Below are 20,071 nucleotides of genomic sequence, written 5' to 3'. Positions count from 1 at the left end.
CTCCTGTCCTCGGAGGACAACGGCTCCTGACCGGGTGTCAGGGCGTGGTCAAGCCACCCTCCAGGAGCGCTTGCCGGTTGGCGGCCAGGAGTTCGAAACGGTCGGCTTCGGTCCGGTCGATCTCCGTGATGTGCCAGCGCAGATGGGTTCCCGCGCGCAACGCGGCCGGAATGTCGACGTCACCGGTGCCGATGGGCGTCTGCGGTGCTTCGGGTTTGGCGGGGCCGTCCTTGAGGTGGGCCGCCACGGCGCGTTCTCCGAGGCGCTCCAGGACCTCGGCCGGGTCCTGGCCGGCCACGGCGGCCCAGTAGACGTCGACCTCGGCGAGGATCTCGGGGTCGAGCAGCTCCCACAGCACGTCGAAGGCGCGGGCACCGTCCGGCAGCCGCACCCATTCGAAGTGGTGGTTGTGATAGCCGAACCGGATCCCCGCCCCGGCCAGCTCCCGCGCCGCCGCGTTGAGACGGTCGGCAAAGGCACGTACGCCGTCGTGGGTCTCCAGGGCCCGCTCGTCGAAGCCGTCGACGAGCCACGGAATCGGCACGAACGCGGTGTCCGTGCCGAGGATGCGGCAGGTCTCGATCGCGGATGCCTGGCTGTCGGCCGAGACGGCGATGTGCACGGAACAGACACCGAGGCCGGCCTCGTCCAGGTCCGCGCGCAACGCACGTGCGGAAGCGGCCAGTTCGTCGGGGTGCGTGTTCCACAGACCCAGCGCGAACGGCTCCACATGGCGGAAGCCGAGTGCGGCGAGGCGCGCGAACGTGCCGGGACGGTCGGCCTGCAACGCGTCGATCACGCTGTACAGCTGGACGGCGAGGGTGCCTGTTCTCATTCTTCGTCCTCCGGTTGCACGGCCTGCGGGAAGGTCATGCGCATAAAGGCCCGGACCGGTCCGACGATGTCGAGATCCTGGTCGAGGAGCCATTGCAGCTGCAGGCCGTTGAGCATGGCCTGCAGCAGGGTGGCAGCGTGTTCGGGGGTGAGCGCCTCGTGCAGTTCACCGCGCTGTGCCTTGCCGCGCATGCCTCGCGCGAACTGATCGCTTCCCCATGTGTAGCGATGCACGAAGTAGCCGTGCGCGGGATGCTCGGGACGTGAGGCGGCCACCGCGAGCTCGATCCACAGGCGTATCAGCTCGGGCGACTTCTGGTGGTGGCGCAGCAGGTCGCCGAGGTATGGCGTCAGGTGATCCATGTCCGGGACCCTCGACTCGGCGTACCGCCGCTCCTCGGTGTCGCGTTCGGCGAGCACGGCGGCGAGCAGGTCGTCCTTGTTGCGGAAGTGGTGCAGCAGTCCGGCGTGAGTGATGCCGGCCCGTTCGGCGATGTCCCGCAGCGAGGCCATCGTGAACCCGTGTTCCGCGAAGCTCTCACGCGCCGCCCGGACGATCTCCGCCCGCCTGACGCGAGTCTTGGTGTATGGGCCGCGAGCCCTCGCCTGGGTCACAGTGCGCTTCCTCTTCCCGGGTCCCGTCTCACGACTCCGAAAACCTTCCAAAGCTTTAATTTTCACAGCCTGACCGGATTCTGAGTCGCGATCACGGGGAGCGCAAGAGGCGGGACGCGACGATTTCACGCCAGATAACGCTCTGGTTACGAACGCGGCCTCCACCCTTCCCGCACGTCCCGCCGGGGGCTTACCTTCCGAATGAAATTCGACCACGTGGTAACTGTTCGAGTGACGGGACGCACCGGCGGATCCGCAACCGCCGCCAGGACCCCGCCCACCACCGCACGCCTGTCTCGCTCAGGGCTGCGCCGCACGCCCCACCCGTGCGTCGGCCCACGCGTCCACCCGTGCATGTCCGCACAGACACGCCGACGAAGGCCTCGGCTCTCCAGGTTCCAGGACGAAGGAATCCACCCATGCGCATCGGCTTCTCACATTCCCGGCCCACGCCACGGCCGCGGCAGCGCTCACAGACCCTGGCCGCCGTCGCCGCCACAGCCGTGCTGGCGGCGACCACGGCGGCGTGCGACAGCGCCCCCGCCACGTCGGGTTCCGGCACCGGCACGACCCTGGCGATGTCCATCCTCAGCACCCCCAACTCGTTCGACCCCGCCCAGCTCATCGAGGGCCAGTCGACCTACGTCTGGGACTCGATCTTCGACACCCTCGTGCTCCAGGACAACAAGGGCGAGCTCCACCCCGGCGCCGCGCAGAGCTGGTCGTACTCCAAGGACGGCCGCGCCCTGACGCTGAAGATCCGCCAGGGCATGAAGTTCAGTTCCGGGGACCCGGTGGACGCGAACGCGGTCAGGGCCACCTTGGACCGGATCCGCTCGACGCCCGGCCAGAGCCAGCTGTCCCTGGCCTCGGTCTCCTCGGTCGAGACCCCCGACGCCTCGACGGTCGTCATCAGGCTCAAGCAGCCGGACGCCACACTGCTCGCCTCGCTGTCCACGGCCCCCGGCGTGATCGGCGACCCGAAGACGATGGCGGCCAAGTCCGCCACCCTGAACCCGGTCGGCTCCGGCCCGTACACCCTCGACACGAAGGCCACGGTCAACGGCTCGGTGTACGTCCTCAACCGGCGCGACGACTACTGGAACAACAAGGCGTACCCCTTCAAGACGGTCAAGATCCGCGTGATCACCGACCCCACCGCGGCGGCCAACGCTCTCAAGGCGGGCGAGACCAACGCCGGCACCCTCGACCCCTCGCAGGTCTCCACGATCAAGGCGGCGGGCTTCCAGATCACGCATGTGCAGGCGACCGCGGGCGCCTACCTCGTCCTCGGCGACCGCGCGGGCAGCAAGTTGAAGCCGCTCGGCGACCTGCGCGTCCGCAAGGCGATCAACATGGCCTTCGACCGGCAGAAGATCGTCACACAGATCCTGCGCGGCTCCGGCAAGGCCACCGACCAGCTCTTCAACCCGAAGGGGAAGGCCTACGACGAGACGCTCAACGCCAAGTACCCCTATGACGTCGCCGGCGCCAAGAAGCTGCTCACCGAGGCGGGCTACCCCAAGGGCTTCTCGGTCACGATGCCGAGCCTCGTCTTCACCAAGAGTTTCGAGCCGATCTTCACGCAGGCACTCGCGGACATCGGCGTCAAGGTGACCTGGGAGCCGGTGCCCGCGCAACAGACCACCACTGCCGTGGCCTCGGGCAAGTACCCGATGTTCCTGCTCGTGGAGGGTCTCGCCTCCGACCCGATCATGACCCGCAGCTTCTACACCCCGACCGGTTTCCGCAACGTCTTCCACTCCACCGACCCGAAGCTGACCAAGCTCCTCGGCCAGGCCTCGGGCGAACTCGACCCGGCGAAGGCCGCAGGGATCTACCGGGAGATCAACGAGTTCGGCGTCGAGAACGCCTGGCTGGCACCCGTCTTCTACATCGGCACCGACTGGGCCACCAAGAAGGGCATCACCTACCTCGGCGACGGCACCTCCACGATGGCCACCATCCGGCAGTTCGGCGAGGCCGGATCGTCGCAGCAGTCCGGAAGGTGAGCAGCCGCCCATGACGGTCTTCGTGCTGCGTCGCCTGACCGCGGGCCTCGTGCTCGCGGTCCTGGTGACCCTGATCACCTACCTGTTGCTCAGCACGTCCTTCGACGACGTGGCGAGCAGCGTCCTCGGCAACGGCGCCACGCCTCAGCAGATCGCCGCCCAGAAGGTCCAGATGGGCCTCGACCGGCCCGTCGCGGTCCAGTACGCGGACTGGCTCTCGCACGCCGTCCGCGGTGACCTCGGCGCCTCGTACTTCACCAGCGAACCGGTCCGCTCCGCCATCACCGCCCGGCTCGGCGTCACCCTGTCGATCGTCGTCGTCGCGCTGCTCGCCACCTCGGTCGTCAGCGTCGCCCTCGGTGTGGCCGCCGCCGCGCGCGGCGGCGCCGTCGACCGGTTCGCGCAGGGCGCCGCGATGATCGGCTACCTCGTCCCGAGCCTGCTGGTCGCCATCGCGCTGGTCTACGTGTTCGCCATCAAGCTGCGTGTGTTCCCGGCCACCGGCTACACGGACTTCAGCGAGAGCCCGGCCCGCTGGGCCGGTTCGATCGCCATCCCCGTGGTCGCCCTGATGATGGGCGGGGTCGCAAGCCTGACCTCACAGATCCGCGGCGCCATGATCGGCGAACTGCGCAAGGACTATGTGCGCACCCTGCGCACCCGGGGCATCCCCACCCGCTCCATCGTGCTGCGGCACGCCCTGCGCAACGCCGCGGGACCGGCCCTGACGGTGCTGTCCCTGGAGTTCATCCAGATGCTCGGCGGTGCGCTGATCATCGAGCAGATCTTCGCCCTGCCCGGCTTCGGTCAGTACGCGTTCAACGCCTCCCTCCAGGGCGACGTGCCGATCATCATGGGCATCAGCCTGTTCGGCGTGCTGCTCGTCGTGGCCGTCAACCTCGTCGTCGACCTCCTGGGCGGCTGGCTCAATCCGAAGGCGAGGACGGTCAGTTGAGCACAACGAGTGCGGAGCCGCGCCGCAGGTCGACCCTGCGTCGCCTGCTCGCCGACCCTCAGGCCGTCGTCAGCGCGGGACTGCTCATCGTCGTCGTCCTGCTCGGCCTGCTCGCCCCCGTCCTCACCGACCACGGTGCCAACCAGACGAACCTGGACGCGGTCAACGCCGGCCCGGGCGACCACGGTTACCTGCTCGGCGGGGACAAGAACGGTCGCGACACCTACGCCAGGCTCCTCTTCTCCATCAACACGAGCACGGTGTCGGCGCTCATCGGCGCGAGCATCGCCCTGGCGATCGGGATCACGTCCGGGCTGATCGGCGGTTACTTCGGGCGCCGCGTGCGCGGGGCCACCGAGTGGCTGTTCAGCCTGATCATGACGTTCCCCGGGCTGCTCCTGCTCATCGTCCTGATGCCGGTGACCAAGGGCGACTACAAGGCCACCATGCTGATCTTCGGGGTACTGCTCTCCCCCAGCATCTACCGCCTCGTACGCAACCTCGTCCTCGGCGTGAAGAACGAACTGTTCGTGGATGCCGCCCGGGTCTCGGGCCTCCCCGACCGTCGCATCATGCGCCGGCACGTGTTCACCGTGGTGCGCGGACCGGTGATCATCGCCACCGCGTTCCTCGCCGGGTCGTCCATCGCGGTCCAGTCGGGCCTCGCCTTCCTCGGCGTGGGCTCCAGTACGGTGCCGAGCTTCGGCGCGATGATCTCCGACGGCTTCACCAACCTGTACGAGGAGCCGCTGCAGTTCCTCTGGCCCAGCCTCGTACTCGGAATCATCACCGCCTCACTCGTGCTCCTCGGCAACGCACTGCGGGACGCCCTGGAAGGCGGGCGTCCGAAGCCGTCCCGGATCGTCACGGCCACCGCGTACCAGCCGCCGCCGACCGCCGAGCACGCCGTGTCCGCGCTTCTCACCGTCGAGGATCTGGCGATCGCCTACCCGACACCGACCGGCGAACTGAAGGAGGTCGTCAGCGGTGTCACCCTGAGTGTCGCCGCCGGAGAGACCTTGGGCCTGGTCGGCGAGTCCGGGTCCGGCAAGACACAGACCGCGTTCGCCGCGCTCGGAGTGCTGCCCTCGGAGGCCGTCGTCACGCGCGGTTCGATCCGGCTCGACGGCCGCGAGCTGCTCGGCCTCAGCGAGCGCGAACTGCGGGCGGTGCGGGGAACGTCCATCGCCTACGTCCCCCAGGAGCCGATGTCCAACCTGGACCCGTCCTCCACGGTGGGCGCCCAGCTCGTCGAGGGCATACGCGCGGCGACACCGATGGCGCGCGGCGAAGCCTGCGAGCAGGTGCTCGCACTGCTGGGCAGGGTCGGCATCCCCGACCCCGAGCGCACCTTCCGCTCCTACCCGCACCAGATCTCCGGCGGCATGGCACAACGCGTCCTCATCGCGGGCGCCGTCGCCGGCAAACCCCTGCTGCTGATCGCCGACGAACCGACCACCGCCCTCGACGTCACCGTCCAGGCGGAGATCCTCGACCTGTTGCGCGACCTGCAGAAGGACCTGAACATGGCGGTCCTGCTCGTGACCCACAACTTCGGCGTGGTCGCGGACATCTGCGGCCGTGTGTCCGTCATGCGGGAGGGAACCGTGGTCGAGACCGGCCCGACGGACGAGTTGTTCGCCGCGCCCGAGCACCCGTACACACGCAAGCTCCTGGACTCGATCCTCGACGACACCACGCTGCGCACCGACCCGCCGGGCATCCCCGCGGGCGCGCTCGAAACGGAGACCCGATGACCACACTGCTGGAGGTGAGCGACCTGCGCATCACCTACCCCGGGCGGGGCTTCCGGGCCCGCCCCCACGAAGTGCTCCACGGCGTGTCCCTCACCGTGGGACAGGGCGAGACCCTGGGCGTCGTCGGCGAGTCGGGGTCCGGCAAGACCACCATCGGCCGGTCCGTACTCGGCCTCGTCCCGCCCAGCGCCGGCGCGGTCCGTTTCCAGGGCAACGACATCACCCACGCCGGCCGCAAACAGCGCCGCGCCCTGGCCCGGGACATCCAGGTCGTCTTCCAGGACCCCTACTCCTCCCTCAACCCGGCCCTCACCATCGGCGACATCCTCAGCGAACCACTGGTCGTACAGGGCACCGCGCCCGGTGAGGCCCGCCACCGGGTCTCGGAACTGCTCGACCAGGTGGGACTGCCCAAGGACGCGTCGCAGCGGCTGCCGCGGGAATTCAGCGGCGGCCAGCGGCAACGCGTCGCCATCGCCCGCGCCCTCGCGCCGGCCCCACGGCTCATCGTCTGCGACGAACCCGTGTCCGCACTCGATCTCACCACCCAGGCCCGTGTCCTCGACCTCCTCGTCGACATCCAGCGGCGCACCGGCGTCGCCTACTTGTTCATCTCGCACGACCTCGCGGTCATCCGGCACGTCAGCCACCGCGTGAGTGTGATCCACCGCGGCGAGTTCGTCGAGACCGGACCCGCGGGCACTGTCACCGCGGCACCCGAACACCCCTACACGCAAAGGCTGTTGCTCGCAGCGCCAGTCGCAGACCCGGCAGAACAACGCCGCCGACGCGAGGCACGACAACGCCTGTGACGTGCGGTCGCACCACCGCGAAGGCGTCTTCACCCGCGACCGCGAGCTGTCGTCCAGCCGGAGCCGAAGACCTCGGAACCCGTTGATCGGAAACCCTCAAGTGACCTCTTCAGAACGCACCTTCTGCAATCCGCTCGACATCTCCTACCGCTATCAGGACATTCGGTTCTCCGGCACGGTCCGAGGCATCAAGCTCGGCGAGCCACGACGCAGCGTGCACCGGGAGGCCGCGGATCCGTCGATCGTGCTCTACCGGGACCGCTTCTACATGTTCGTCTCGATGTCCGCGGGGTTCTGGCACTCGGCGGACCTCGTGCGGTGGGAGTACCGGGCGACGTCCAAGCTGCCGGCCCTCGACTACGCGCCGGACGTCCGGGAGATCGACGGCGCGCTCCACATCAGCGCGTCCCGCAAGGAGGACAACTGCCCCTTCTTCCGGAGCGTCGACCCTCTGTCCGACGACTTCGTCGAGGTCACGCCGGGCACTTTTCCCTTCTGGGACCCGAACCTGTTCCAGGACACCGACCACTCCGTTTACCTCTACTGGGGGTGTGACAACAAGACACCCCTCTACGGGGTCCGGCTCTCGGACACCTTCAGTCCGGTCGGCGAGCCTTCGCCTCTGATCACCTCCGATGTCCTCGCCCACGGCTGGGAGCAACCCGGCGAGGACCACGTCGTCGTACCGCCGCAGACCGAGCGGGAGAAACTGCTCGGTCAGGTCGTCGGCACCACCCCCTACATCGAGGGCGCGTGGATGACCGAGCGCGACGGTACGTACTACCTGCAGTACTCGGCGCCCGGCACGCAGTTCAACACCTATGCCGACGGGTACTGCACGGCCACCTCACCCCTGGGGCCCTTCACCTACTCCCCCGACAGTCCGTTCTCGTCCAAGCCGGGCGGATTCATCACCGGCGCGGGACACGGCAGCACGTTCCAGGACCGGCACGGAAACTGGTGGCACGCGGCGACCATGCGTATCTCGGTGAACGACGTGTTCGAGCGCCGCGTCGGGATCTTCCCGGCCGGCTTCGACGACGACGGTGTGCTGTTCTGCAACCAGAACTTCGCCGACTACCCGATGACGGTCCCCGACGGCCCGTTCGATCCGTGGACGCCCCCCGCCTGGATGCTGCTCTCCTACAAGGCGGACGCCGTCGCCTCGTCCTCGGCTCCCGGCCACGATCCCGCATCGGCCGTCGACGAGGACGTCCGCACCTGGTGGGCCGCCGCGAACCGGGAGCCGGGCGAGTCCCTGACCCTCGACCTGGGCGCGGGCAGGACCGTCCACGCCCTGCAGATCAATCTGGCCGATCACGAGCTGGCCGACGGCACGCCGTACGCTCCCGACGGAGTGGACATGGGTCATTCCTCGCGAGCCATCTTCCCGAGCCACCAGCCGGCGGAGATCGTGGTCGAGACCTCGCGGGACGGGCAGGAGTGGATCGTCGTACGCGATTCCCGCGGGACGGACCTCGACGCTCCCCACGCGTACATCGTCCTGGACGCGCCGTGGCGGACCCGGTTCGTCCGCGTGACGAGCGGCCGGCTGCCGTTCGACGGCGTCTTCGCGGTCAGCGGGGTGCGGGTCTTCGGGACCGGCGACGGCGACGCCCCGCCTCCGGTTCGCGCGCGGGCCACCCGCGTGGACGACCGCACCGCAAGGATCGAGTGGGACTCCGCCCCCGGAACCGTCGGCTACAACATCCGCTACGGCCGTCACCCGCGAAAGCTCTACCACAGCTGGCTGATGTACGAGCGCACGGCCCTCGACCTGCGTTCCCTCAACGCGGGAGCGGAGTACTGGGTGGCCGTCGACGCGTTCGGCGAAGCAGGCGTCACCTCCGGCGAACCGGTACCCGCGGCATGGGCCGAACGCGCTACGGACCACGACGACGCCTAACGACCTGCAACAACATCAACGGTGGCCGGCTGTGCCTTGCCTCAGTTGCCTTTGCCCGGCAGTGCGGCGCCCGTGGGCGCGGGCGTGGTCCTACTCTGCTGGGCGCGGCGGAAGTCGCCGGGGGTGCTGCCGGTGTGGCGGGTGAAGAACTTGCCGAAGTCGGTGGGTTCGGAGAAGCCGAGGCGGCGGGCGATGGAGGCGATGGGCTCGTCGGTGTGGGCGAGGAGGCGCTGGGCCTGGAGGGCGACGCGGGCGTCGATGACCTGTTTGACGGACTGGCCGGTGGCGGCCTGGCAGGCGCGGGTGAGGGTCTTGACGGTGTGGCCCAGGCGGTCGGCGTAGTCCTCGGCGCGCCGGGTGATGGCGTAGGAGCGTTCCAGTTCGGCGTGGAAGCGGGCGTATACCTCGCCGCCTGCGTGGGGGTCGGTGTGTGCGCCGGGGCGGGGCACGGCGCCGTACGATCCTCGTCCTCGCCGTGGTGTTCTTCGTCGGCGCACTCGGCTGCACGCTCGCGCCGAACACCGCCGTCATGGTGGTGGCCCGCTTCGTGCTCGGGCTCGCGGTCGGCGGCGCGTCGGTGACCGTGCCGGTCTACCTCGCCGAGATCTCGCCCGCCGAGCGGCGCGGGGCGCTCGTCACGCGCAACGAACTCATGATCGTCAGCGGGCAGTTGCTCGCGTTCACCTCCAACGCGGTCATCGCGCGGGTCGGCGCTGAGTCGGGCGGGGTGTGGCGCTACATGCTCGTGCTGGCCACGATCCCGGCCGTCGTGCTCTGGTTCGGCATGCTGGTCATGCCGGAGAGCCCACGCTGGCTCGCTTCCAAGACCCGCTTCAACGAGGCCCTCGACGTGCTCAAGCAGGTCCGGTCCCAGCAGCGGGCCGAGGCCGAACTCGCCGAAGTCTCCGCGCTCGCGGTCAGGGAGGACCAGCAAAAGCTCGGCGGTTGGCAGGACATGAAGTCCACCCCGTGGCTGCGCAGGCTGATGTTCGTCGGCTTCGGCATCGCGATCGTGCAGCAGATCACCGGCGTCAACACGATCATGTACTACGGCACCCAGATCCTCACCGACGCCGGCTTCACCGCCGACAGCGCCCTGACCGCGAACATCGCCAACGGCATCATCTCCGTACTGGCCACCTTCGTCGGCATCTGGCTGCTGGGCCGCGTCAATCGCCGCCCGATGCTGATGACCGGTCAGATCGGCACGACAGCAGCCCTGTTGCTGATCGGCGTTTTCTCCCTGCTGCTGCCCTCGGGTGATGGCCGGGCGTTCGCCGTGCTCGCCATGACGGTCACCTTCCTCGCCTTCCAGCAGGGCGCGATCTCGCCGGTGACCTGGCTGATGCTCTCGGAGATCTTCCCGATGCGGATGCGCGGATTCGGCATGGGTGTCGCGGCCGTGGTGCTGTGGCTGACCAACTTCGCCATCGGCCTGGTCTTCCCGACGCTTGTCTCCGCGATCGGGATCTCCAACACCTTCTTCCTCTTCGTGGTGGCGGGCGCCTTCTCGCTCACCTTCGTCAAGCTCTACGTCCCCGAGACCAAGGGCCGCACCCTCGAAACCCTCGAAGCCGAACTCCGGGCGCGCTTCTCCTGACCTCACCTCAAGGAATACGACCATGACCGTACGTATCGGCGTCATCGGCGCCGGCTGGATCGGCAAAGAACACATCCACCGACTCACCCACACCGTCACCGGCGCTCAGGTCACCGCGGTCACCGACATCGACCCCGCCCGCGCCGAGGAGGCCGCAGCGCCGGTCGGCGCCCGGGTACTGCCCGACGGCGCAGCCGTGGTCGCGGCCGACGACGTCGACGCCGTACTCGTGACGTCGTGGGGACCCACCCACGCCGAACACGTCCTGAACGCGATCGCCGCCGGCAAGCCGGTCTTCTGCGAGAAGCCACTGGCCACCACCGCCGAGGACTGCTTGAGGATCGTCGAGACCGAGCAGGCGCACGGCCGCCGCCTGGTCCAGGTCGGCTTCATGCGCCGCTACGACACCGGATACCGGCAGTTGAAGGACGTCATCGACTCGGGCCGGATCGGCACACCGCTGATCGTGCACTGCGCACACCGCAACCCGACCGTCCCGGAGTCGTACACCTCCGACATGGCCGCCCTGGACACGGCCGTGCACGAGGTGGACGTACTGCGCTGGCTGCTCGACGACGAGATCGTCTCCACCCAGGTGATCACCCCGCGCGCCACGAGCAAGCGGTTCGCCCACCTCAAGGACCCGCAGATCATGCTCTTCGAGACCGCCAAGGGCGTCCGCATCGACCTGGAGGTCTTCGTCAACTGCCAGTACGGCTACGACATCCAGTGCGAGGCGGTCGGCGAGGAGGGGCTCGTCCGGCTGCCCGACCCGGCCGCGGTCGGCGTCCGCACAGCCGGTCAGCACAGCACCGAGGTCCTCACGGACTGGGTGGGCCGCTTCAAGGACGCCTTCGACACCGAGTTCCGCGAGTGGATCGCGGGCCTCGCGGCCGGCGACGAGCCGACCGGACCTTCCGCCTGGGACGGCTACGCCGCCACCGTCATCACCGCCGCGACCGTCGAAGCCCTGGAAACAGGCACTGTCGTCGCCACCGACCTCAAGCCCCGACCCGCCTTCTACGGAGGTGCCGCGTGAAGATCGCCCTCGACCCCTACATGTTCCGCGCCCTGCCCATCCACGAGATGGTGCGCACGGTCGCCGAACTCGGCTACGACTACACCGAGTTGTCGCCCCGCGACGACTTCATGCCGTTCTTCCTGCACCCACGCGCCGACGACGACCGCGTGGCCGAGCTGAAGAACTCCCTGCGCACACACGGGGTGAAGCTGTCCTCCGTGCTCCCGCTGTACAAGTGGTCCTCCCCGGACGAGACCGAGCGACAGACCGCCGTCCGCTACTGGAAGCGGATAATCGAGATCACCGCCGACCTCGAATGCCCCCTGATGAACTCGGAGTTCAACGGCCGTCCCGAACGCGCCGCCGAGAGCGAGGCCGCCTTCTGGCGCTCACTGGAGGAACTCCTCCCGGTCTTCGAGCGCGAGGGCATCGCCCTCAACCTGGAGGCCCACCCGGACGACTTCTGCGAAGAGAACACCCCCGCCGTCGACTTCGTCCGCGCCATCAACAAACCCTGGGTGAACTACCTCTACTGCGCCCCGCACTCCTTCCACCTCTCCGGCGCCGACCCGACCGCTGACATCGCCGCGATGATGCGCTACGCCGGCGACAAGCTCCAACACGTACACATCGCCGACTCCTTCAACCACAAGGGCTCCAGCGGCCTGCGCTACATCCTCAACCCACCCGGCACCACCGCCCGCATCCACCAACACCTCGACATCGACCAGGGCAAAGTCGACTGGAACGCCTTCTTCGGCACCTTCCGCGAACTCGGCTTCGACGGCGTGGCCACCGCCTGCGTCTTCGCCTGGGAGGAACGCGCCCACGAGTCCTCCACCTTCATGCTCGACCGCATCACCAAGGAACTCACCGTGTAACCGACCATCGGACCAATGATCCACCAAGGGCCACCCCCGCACCCACGGAGACAGTCCCGATGCCGGGGACTTCCGACGCACTGAAGCGCAGGTTCTCCGGCTCTGGACGAAGGTCCTCGCCCACCAAGATCCGGACCAGGAACGGACCAACTTCGCTCTCAGCCAGACAACCTCACTCATTTCTGCAGCTCAGGAGCAGTTGGACTCGTGTACCACCAGCAGACCAAGAACCTCCTGGTGTCCTACTCGCCGAAGAAGCTGGGCTTCTTCTAGACACGAAAAAGGGCGCCTGAACAGGGCAGATGCCCGTCAGGCGCCTTTTTCGGCGCACACCTGAGCAGGGATGCGAAAGATGCCGACGTGGCGCAGGTCGTAGGGGCGTCCCCAGCGCAAGGGCGTGCTCTTCAAAGGTAAGAGGGGTGCTCGTGAAGGGTAGGAACAGCCTCAGGCGGCACCTTCACCAGTCACCGCGGACGTCGCCAAGCTCTCCCTGCTGCGCCGGCTGAAGACACAGCGAGCCGGTCAAGACCCTGCACGGATCGACCGGCGTCGGGCTGAAGCACACGCTCTGTGGCTGCCGTGCCCGTTGCCGAAGGTTCCGGCGAGCAAGTGTGTGACATATGTGGCATATGTGACAATATGGCATGTGCGGCATTTGGTGCTGCCGGGAACTTCTCGGCTGAACCCTCGGCTGGGAGGTCTCAGACAGGCGAGAGGAGTGCATCATGATCGCCAAGTTGCTCGGCAAACTGTCCTTCACCCGCCACTACGGTGCGTATGGGGAACACGAATGGGACGGGTACGCCGGGGACGACCGGGTCTGACCGCACTGCCGACGGGCGCCCCCGGGCACCCGTCGGCTCCCGGCCAAGCTGCCGACGGTATCGGCCTGGACAGGCACCAGCGTCAGGGACGATCTCATGGGCCGAATGAATGAGCCGCCGCGGTTGCCCGAAACCAGCTTCGCGGCCTGGAGCCGCGACCGGCTGGCAGTGGCGCGCCGTGGCGCTGACGAGTGCGGGGACGTCTGGCAACTGGACTCGGGTGTCTACGTAGCCGCTACGGCCGGGCCGTGTGAAGCAGTCCTGCGCCACGCGCAGGACTTCCCCAAGGCACCCTCGCCTCTCTTCCCGCCGTTGAAGCGGCGGTCGAGCGGAGCACCGACGCCTGAGGAGCGTGCGCGTGCTCACGCCGCTCGCATGCGCGGACTGCGCCCGCAGGCGGTTGCAACCCGGATCGGTGAGATTGCGCCCAGTGCCGCTCGATTTGCCGACCAGTGGCCCACGGGCCAGGACGTCGAAATTCTGCCCCCGGTCCGGCACGCCCTGGCGGAGATCGGCGTGCACTACCTCTTCTCCGAAGACGCTCCCACCCTGCTGCCCTATGCCTCACGGCTCTTCCTGGCCCGGGAGGTGCTCGTACGCCCCTCGCGCTGGGTATGGCCGCGCTGGATGCCCACACCGGCACGGCGGTTCCGCACACGGCAGCAAGTCGCCTTCACCGACGCCTTGCGGCCCATCGTCCGCCGGCGTCGTTCATCGGGGCGGCTCGGTGACGACATGCTGGGACAGATGCTCCGGCCCTCCCCCCGCTACGGCCTACTGCCGGAAGAGGCCATCCTCGACACCCTCCCCGGAATCACCGTCGCCACCTTCGAGACACCTTCCCGGGCAGCCGGATGGATCCTGCTCCACCTGGCCCGGTATCCCCAGGCAGCGGACCGCGTCGCGGCCGAAGCCGCCTTGCTGCCCGCGGACCCGGCCGCCACGACCAGCACCCACCTCGACCGCCTGCAATACACCCAGGCACTGGTGCGCGAGGTGCTCCGACTGCACCCCCCGAGCTGGCTACTGACCCGGCGCGCCACGCGACAGACTCAGCTCGCCGGCTACACCATCGACGCCGGGTCCACCGTTCTCGTCTGCCCCTACACCGCCCACCGCGACGCACGGGAACACCCCGAGCCGGACCAGTTCCAACCCGAGCGCTGGCTCGATGATTCGTGCTCGCGGGCGAAACCCGGGGTCTTCCTCTCCTTCGGTACCGGGCCGCACGGCTGCGAGGGAGCCGCTCTGGCCATGGCGATGCTGACGCTCCTGACTGCCCAGACCGCCTGGCGCTACCACTTGAGCGAGCCGCCCGGACCGGAACCCAGTCACCAGGTCACCACCTTCGAAGGTCTGACAACTGTCGGCCTGCGCCTGCGTGCCACCTTGCGCAGCTGAGGGCAGTCCTGCTTTCAGTGACAGGCCGCCTGCACCTTCAACGACAGGCCGCCTCCACCGCGAACAGCGAACGTTGACCAAGTTCGCGTGCCGTTCCGCACACGCTTGGATGACCCGCTCATGGTTCGCCCATCGCGTGTCGCTGGTCGAACTCGTTGGCGGGCATGCCCATCATGGCGAGGTCGCGGTGCCGACCTGCGAGGAACACGTCGCGGTACGCCTGCATGATCTGCCCGCGCCTGCCGTGACAGACGTCCCGGGCGAGCCTGTGACGGAACTCCTGCACCGTGAGCTGCCGGTTCATCAGAAGCCGGGGGCGGAGCCGGTGAAGAACCACAAGGCGGCTGTGTACCACATCAGTGCGATGGCGGCGACCAGGACGCCGCCGGCGGCCGGAAGCGCCCAACCGGGCAGTCGGCGGCTGTGTACCACCAGCACCTTGGCGACGAACGCGCCGTACAGGACGCAGCCCGTAATGGAGTGCACCGCTGCTCGGCTGCTCGCGAAATCAACTCCGTAGGCGGTGATGCAGTGGTAGGAGATGGGCAGCGAGAGCAGAAAGGCAAGGAGGCCGATGAGCCGGTGTGTGGGGTGCACCCGGTGCGGCGCGGCCCCCGCTCCCGGTAGGCGTCGGTACATCCACAGCCCGAGCAGCAGTTGGACGATCGCGAGTGCCATCAGAGCGCTGCCCAAGCGCGCCTTGAGTTCGTAGACGCCGACGCCGTGCTGCCCGAACAGGCCGCTGGTGTAGTCGGGTGTGTGCGTGCGGCCGAACGCATACACCCCCACCGCGACCGCGACCGGCAGCAAAGCAGCCAAAAAGCCCGCCACCGCTCGTGTGGGACGCCGCATGCGCGCGCCCGTGTGCCCGGTCATCAGTCCCCCATCAATCGGGTTCGACCTTGCTGCCGGATGCGTTTACGACGTACCACTGTGGCGCCGGACGCGCTGCCGGGTGCGGCCGAGCCGATGTGTACGGGGATGCCCGCCGACAGCGCTCCAGAGGTGGGCCTGGCGCAGGCGGACGAGATCGTCCGGCTGGGACAGCCGCATGCAGCAGCAAGCGGCATGGCGGAAACCGCCGGCACTGTCGCCGCGGCCATTCCTTTCATGAGCGCTCCATGGTGTCGGGCGACGCATCCAGGCAGCCGCGGGAAACGACCCCGGCGGACCTCTTCTCCCAGTTGGCCCCGGGTGCTCGGGTCCTGTCCACTCCAACTGGTCCGCCCGGGCAGTCGCTGCTCCACTGGTGGGATCCCCGTTTACCCGACTTCGGCTCGTCAGGGTGACGTCGAGTCGTCGAGGGCCAGGCCGGTTCCGGCGATGAAGCCGTCGATCGGAGCGATGAAGTCGCGCTCACCCATGCTGCGGCGCTTGTCCTTGCCCGCGGGATGGGTGCGCAGGCGGTGGCACAGCCGGGTGCGGGACCGGGGCCGCATGGCGATCAGCCCGGCGACCGACAGCCGCCCCGAGCGCCGCCCGCTCACCGTCACGACCGGGGGTGTGCCCACGCCTGCACTTTGATCCGCTCGGGCCACGGGAGGCCAGGGCCTGAACTCCGCCGTCCCGCCACAGCTGGTGCCACTGACAGGGCGATTTCCGGCTCACCCGCAGGCACCGTGGGACCTCCGGTGGCTTGATCTGCTGCTCGAACAGCTCGGCCGACTGCATCCGTACCGCTTCCCGGCGCTGACGTCCCGCCGCGGTCAGCCCGCCCCCCTCCGCATGCCTCACCCACCAGGGAACTCCAGCGTCGGCAGCCTCGTCGGGAACCCCGACCCAGGCACTACGCGATCGCGCGTACCGCGGCCTCGGTCAAGGTGGTGGCGGTCCGTACGGCGCTGGTGATGGCCTCGTCGGGGTCGAGCCCGCACAGATCGGTGAGGGTGAAGAGCGACTCGGCGCTCACGACCACCGCGAGGTCCCGCTTGAGCTGGGCGAACGCGTCCGGGTCCGTCGCGCCGAGCGTGTCCTCCAAGGGGAGGAGCGCATGGTCGATGAGTCCGAAGCGAATGCCCGGTCGCGTGGTCACCGTCTCGGGCCGGGTGATGGTGGCGGCGATCATCGCGCGTACCGAGCCCTGCCGGGCGAGGATGCCGCGAAGGAGGAACTCGCAGGCGAAGGCGACGCGTTCGACGGGGTCGGCGGAGTCCGCGACCGGCGCGAGCGCCTCGGCGGGGGGCGGCCAGACGCCGGCCAGGGCCTCACTGATCAGCGACGCCAGGTCAGGGAAGTACCGATAGGCGGTGGCCTCGGAGACCAGGGCCGCGCGGGCGATCGCGGGCATGGTCACCTCGGCGCCCGTGCCGGTGAGATCCCGGGCGGCCGCCACGATCGCCGACCGCGTGCGCTGCTTCTGGTTGGTGCGGCCGGTGCCCGCCTGCGCCGTCATGGTGGGACTCCTCCTGTTGACTCACCCGCATTTTAGCAGTCACCACTCGTTGTGAGAGTCGACTTGCATTATGCCAGCCGACTTCTCTACTCTCATGAGAGTCAGCTCTCACGAAGGAGAAGCAATGAGCACGGTTTCCGTGGTCGGCCCGGACGACGGCGAGACGATTCAGCTGGGCCCCACACAGATGCGCATCCTCGAGGACGGGAGCACCACCGGGCACCGCCTCGGAATCGGAGAGATCACGATCGCCCCGCACACCCAGGGCCCGCCGCAGCACCGCCACGCCCAGCACGACGAGGGCTTCTACGTCGTCTCCGGCACCGTGCACTTCACCATCGGGGAGACGACCCATGTGGCCCCGGCCGGCACGCTCGCCATGATCCCGCCCGGCGCCCCGCACACCTTCGCCAACCTCGGCGACACGCCCGCGGTGATGCTCAACACCTTCACGCCCGACCTGTACGTGCAGTACTTCCGCGACCTGCGGAACATGATCGCGGGCGGCCAGGAGCTGACCCCGGAGTCGACCGTCGCGGTGATGAGCCGCTACGCCACCGTCCCCGCGACCGATTTCGCCTGACGGCAACCCACTTCCCTCTCGACTTCCCTCTCGACGCAGCCCACTTGAGGAGCACCGAATGACCCGCAGCACCCACACCCTCACACTCGACCAAGGCACCCTCGACATCACCGTCGACCTCTTCGGGCAGGAGGGGCGCCCCTTCCTGCTGCTGCACGGAGGCGGCGGCCCGCAGACCGTCAGCCCGTTCGCCGGCCTGCTGGCCGAGCAGCGCCCGGCCAGGGTGTTCACGCCCGTCCACCCCGGCTTCGACGGCACTGCCCGCCCCGAGTGGCTGACCGACGTCACGACCCTGGCCCAGGTCTACGCCCAACTGCTCGACGCTCTCGACCTGCGGGACGTCGCCGTTGTCGGCAACTCGATCGGCGGCTGGATCGCCGCCGAACTCGCGGCCCTCGGCAGCCCTCGCATCAGCAGCGTCACCCTCGTCAACGCCGTCGGCATCCCCGTCCCCGGCCACCCGATAGCCGACACCTTCTCCCTGACGCCCGTCGAGCTGTCCCGACTCTCCTTCCACGACCCCTCGAAGTTCCGCTTCGACCCCAGCGCACTGACCGAGGCGCAGCGCGCGGTCATGGCCGCCAACCGTGCCACCCTGCAGATCTATTCGGGCCCGCACGCCATGACCGACTCCACCCTGCCCCACCGCCTCGCCAAGGTCACCCACCCGACCCTGGTCGCATGGGGCGCAAGCGACCAGGTCGTGGACGCCGGCTACGGACGCGCGTACGCGCAGGCCATCCCCGAAGCGGAGTTCCGTCTGCTGGAAGGCACCGGCCACATGCCCCAGACCGAGACGCCCGAGGAATTCCTCCCGGTGCTCTGGGACTTCGCCGAGGCCCACACCACCGACCGGCCGCGGCACTGACCCCGGAAAGGGCGGCCGACGTGTCTCGACCCGACCGCAGCAGACCCTCGTTGGTCCTGGCCGTCTGCTGCCTGAGCGTGCTGCTGGTCAGCCTCGACACCACCATCCTCAACGTCGCCCTGCCCTCGATACAGGAAGACCTGCACAGCTCCGTGTCGGGCCTGCAGTGGACCCTCGACGCGTACACCATCGTGCTGGCCTCGCTGCTCATCCTGGCCGGCTCCACGGCCGACCGCGTCGGGAGACGACGTGTCTTCCTCCTCGGGCTCGTGTTGTTCACCGGCGGATCGGCGCTGTGCAGCCTGGCACCGTCGCTGGGCTGGCTGATCGTCTTCCGCATGGCGCAGGCGGTGGGCGGCTGCATGCTCACCCCGGTCGCCATGGCCATCCTCGCCAACGCCTTCCCCGGGCCGAGGGAGCGGGCAAGGGCCATCGGCGTGTGGGGCGGGGTGGTGGGCATCAGCATGGCGGCCGGCCCGATCCTCGGCGGCGTACTGGTGCAGACGGCCGGGTGGCGGTCGGTGTTCTGGCTGAACGTGCCGATCGGGCTGGCCGCGCTCCTGCTCACGGCCCTGTTCGTCCCGGAGTCACGCGCGCCACGGCCCCGCAGGCTGGACCCGGTGGGGCAACTGCTGGTGATCACCGCGCTCGGCACACTGACATACGCCATCATCGAGGCACCGGGCCGGGGCTGGACCTCCCCCGCCATCGTGACCTGCCTGATCACCGCGGCCGGCGCGCTGGCCGCCTTCATCCCCTACGAGAGGAGGCGCGACGAGCCGCTCGTCGACCCGCGCCTCTTCCGCAGCGTGCCCTTCAGCGGGGCGACGGTGATGGCGGTGTGCGCCTTCACCGCGCTCGGCGGCTTCCTCTTCGCCAACACCCTCTATCTGCAACAGGTGTTGGGGCTCAGCGCCCTGAGTACCGGGGTGCACCTGCTGCCGATGGCGGCGCTGTCCCTGGTGTGCCCGCCACTGGCCGGGCGGATCGTGGGCAGCCGCGGCCCGCGTATCCCGCTGCTGCTCGCCGGGGCCGGCATCACCGCCGGCGGCCTGCTGGCCGTCCCCGCCACCCGATCCGCCGAGCGCTCGGACATCCTGCTCTACGCGGCGTACGCACTGTTCGGACTGGGCTTCGGCTTCGTCAACGCGCCCATCACCCACACAGCGGTCTCGGGCCTGCCACGCGCCCAGGCCGGGGTGGCCGCCGCGATCGCCGCGACCAGCCGCCAGGTCGGCGCCGCGCTCGGCATCGCGGTGACCGGCGCCGCGATCGCCGCCGGGGCACGCCCGGCCGCCTGGTGGATCATCGCCGGCTGCGGTCTGGCCATCCTCGCCCTGGGCATCCTGACCACTGGACCCTGGGCGGCCCGCACGGCCCAAGGGATCGATCCGTCCGAACGCGTCCGAGTACCGCGTGATCTCCAGGACGCCCACCTCGAAGAACATCGGTCACCAAAGGCCCCTCACCGCCTGCGAGTTGACGACATGTGACCACGATGCGCTCCGCTATGCTCGGCCCCGAACGAACGACGACGGAACGAACGAACGACGACTGATCGAACGACGGCCGGCGGGCGCCCAGTCCACCGGGAAGGAAACGTGAGAGAG

Annotated in this window: 16 protein-coding genes and 3 pseudogenes; 12 read left to right on the top strand and 7 right to left on the bottom strand. The window is 68.9% G+C overall.

Translation table 11 applies throughout. The annotated features are described in order from the left end of the window. Positions 1-37: 37 nt before the first annotated feature. Both ACFZDJ_RS13045 and ACFZDJ_RS13040 read right to left on the bottom strand, forming a co-directional pair. Positions 38-835: a TIM barrel protein gene (locus ACFZDJ_RS13045; RefSeq protein WP_391058422.1), complete on the bottom strand. Its 798-nt coding sequence runs from the start codon at positions 833-835 to the stop codon at positions 38-40. Beyond that, positions 832-1,449 carry a TetR family transcriptional regulator gene (locus ACFZDJ_RS13040; protein WP_391058419.1) on the bottom strand — a complete coding sequence of 206 codons (618 nt, stop codon included), beginning with the start codon at positions 1,447-1,449 and terminating at the stop codon, positions 832-834. Before ACFZDJ_RS13040 ends, ACFZDJ_RS13045 begins: the two co-directional genes overlap by 4 nt. 419 nt (positions 1,450-1,868) lie before the next feature. Between ACFZDJ_RS13040 and ACFZDJ_RS13035 the strand changes: the two genes are divergently transcribed. The 5 genes from ACFZDJ_RS13035 (at position 1,869) to ACFZDJ_RS13015 (ending at position 8,891) form a co-directional block, all read left to right on the top strand. Beyond that, on the top strand, positions 1,869-3,461 hold the full coding sequence (locus tag ACFZDJ_RS13035) for an ABC transporter substrate-binding protein (RefSeq protein ID WP_391058415.1): 1,593 nt from the start codon (positions 1,869-1,871) through the stop codon (positions 3,459-3,461). Positions 3,462-3,471: 10 nt separating this feature from the next. Further along, positions 3,472-4,416, top strand: a complete 945-nt coding sequence (locus tag ACFZDJ_RS13030; RefSeq protein ID WP_391058412.1) for an ABC transporter permease subunit — start codon at positions 3,472-3,474, stop codon at positions 4,414-4,416. Beyond that, complete coding sequence (locus ACFZDJ_RS13025; RefSeq protein ID WP_391058409.1) at positions 4,413-6,173, top strand: ATP-binding cassette domain-containing protein; 1,761 nt, start codon at positions 4,413-4,415, stop codon at positions 6,171-6,173. The genes ACFZDJ_RS13030 and ACFZDJ_RS13025 overlap by 4 nt, the downstream gene beginning before the upstream one ends. Beyond that, on the top strand, positions 6,170-6,985 hold the full coding sequence (locus tag ACFZDJ_RS13020; RefSeq protein WP_391058407.1) for an ATP-binding cassette domain-containing protein: 816 nt from the start codon (positions 6,170-6,172) through the stop codon (positions 6,983-6,985). Before ACFZDJ_RS13025 ends, ACFZDJ_RS13020 begins: the two co-directional genes overlap by 4 nt. A gap of 100 nt (positions 6,986-7,085) precedes the next feature. Further along, positions 7,086-8,891, top strand: a complete 1,806-nt coding sequence (locus tag ACFZDJ_RS13015; protein WP_391058403.1) for a family 43 glycosylhydrolase — start codon at positions 7,086-7,088, stop codon at positions 8,889-8,891. A gap of 41 nt (positions 8,892-8,932) precedes the next feature. Here the strand turns inward: ACFZDJ_RS13015 and ACFZDJ_RS13010 are convergent. Continuing rightward, positions 8,933-9,340: pseudogene (locus ACFZDJ_RS13010) on the bottom strand (helix-turn-helix domain-containing protein); the annotation flags it as partial. On the opposite strand from ACFZDJ_RS13010, the pseudogene ACFZDJ_RS13005 reads away from it, so the two are divergent. The 4 genes and pseudogenes from ACFZDJ_RS13005 to ACFZDJ_RS12990 form a co-directional block, all read left to right on the top strand. Next, positions 9,340-10,491 (top strand): annotated as a pseudogene (locus ACFZDJ_RS13005) (sugar porter family MFS transporter); the annotation flags it as partial. The pseudogenes ACFZDJ_RS13010 and ACFZDJ_RS13005 overlap by 1 nt on opposite strands. Before the next feature lie 22 nt (positions 10,492-10,513). Beyond that, complete coding sequence (locus tag ACFZDJ_RS13000; protein ID WP_391058400.1) at positions 10,514-11,530, top strand: Gfo/Idh/MocA family oxidoreductase; 1,017 nt, start codon at positions 10,514-10,516, stop codon at positions 11,528-11,530. Beyond that, on the top strand, positions 11,527-12,393 hold the full coding sequence (locus ACFZDJ_RS12995; protein ID WP_391058397.1) for a TIM barrel protein: 867 nt from the start codon (positions 11,527-11,529) through the stop codon (positions 12,391-12,393). The genes ACFZDJ_RS13000 and ACFZDJ_RS12995 overlap by 4 nt, the downstream gene beginning before the upstream one ends. 1,199 nt (positions 12,394-13,592) lie before the next feature. Further along, on the top strand, positions 13,593-14,618 hold the full coding sequence (locus ACFZDJ_RS12990; protein WP_391058395.1) for a cytochrome P450: 1,026 nt from the start codon (positions 13,593-13,595) through the stop codon (positions 14,616-14,618). 118 nt (positions 14,619-14,736) lie between these two features. On the opposite strand, the gene ACFZDJ_RS12985 is transcribed toward ACFZDJ_RS12990, so the two are convergent. The 4 genes and pseudogenes from ACFZDJ_RS12985 to ACFZDJ_RS12970 form a co-directional block, all read right to left on the bottom strand. Beyond that, on the bottom strand, positions 14,737-14,922 hold the full coding sequence (locus ACFZDJ_RS12985) for a hypothetical protein (protein ID WP_391059194.1): 186 nt from the start codon (positions 14,920-14,922) through the stop codon (positions 14,737-14,739). Then, on the bottom strand, positions 14,922-15,494 hold the full coding sequence (locus ACFZDJ_RS12980) for a DUF6529 family protein (protein ID WP_391058393.1): 573 nt from the start codon (positions 15,492-15,494) through the stop codon (positions 14,922-14,924). Before ACFZDJ_RS12980 ends, ACFZDJ_RS12985 begins: the two co-directional genes overlap by 1 nt. A 452-nt stretch (positions 15,495-15,946) precedes the next feature. Beyond that, a pseudogene (locus ACFZDJ_RS12975) lies at positions 15,947-16,129 on the bottom strand (IS630 family transposase); the annotation flags it as partial. 275 nt (positions 16,130-16,404) lie between these two features. Beyond that, positions 16,405-17,010, bottom strand: a complete 606-nt coding sequence (locus ACFZDJ_RS12970) for a TetR family transcriptional regulator (protein ID WP_390931242.1) — start codon at positions 17,008-17,010, stop codon at positions 16,405-16,407. A 124-nt stretch (positions 17,011-17,134) separates the two neighbouring features. On the opposite strand from ACFZDJ_RS12970, the gene ACFZDJ_RS12965 reads away from it, so the two are divergent. Genes ACFZDJ_RS12965 through ACFZDJ_RS12955 form a run of 3 tightly spaced genes read left to right on the top strand, consistent with a single transcriptional unit; the run spans position 17,135 to position 19,954 of the window. Beyond that, entirely contained in the window at positions 17,135-17,593 is a 459-nt protein-coding gene (locus ACFZDJ_RS12965) for a cupin domain-containing protein (protein WP_067378616.1), read from the top strand. Between the two features lie 58 nt (positions 17,594-17,651). Then, on the top strand, positions 17,652-18,461 hold the full coding sequence (locus ACFZDJ_RS12960) for an alpha/beta fold hydrolase (protein ID WP_391058390.1): 810 nt from the start codon (positions 17,652-17,654) through the stop codon (positions 18,459-18,461). Between the two features lie 20 nt (positions 18,462-18,481). After that, complete coding sequence (locus ACFZDJ_RS12955) at positions 18,482-19,954, top strand: DHA2 family efflux MFS transporter permease subunit (protein ID WP_391058387.1); 1,473 nt, start codon at positions 18,482-18,484, stop codon at positions 19,952-19,954. Positions 19,955-20,071: the final 117 nt, after the last annotated feature.

This window comes from Streptomyces sp. NPDC007896 (assembly GCF_042959425.1).
GTDB lineage: Bacteria > Actinomycetota > Actinomycetes > Streptomycetales > Streptomycetaceae > Streptomyces.
The sequence above is the reverse complement of the archived record's forward strand: the minus strand, read 5'-3'. Positions and strand labels throughout refer to the sequence as shown.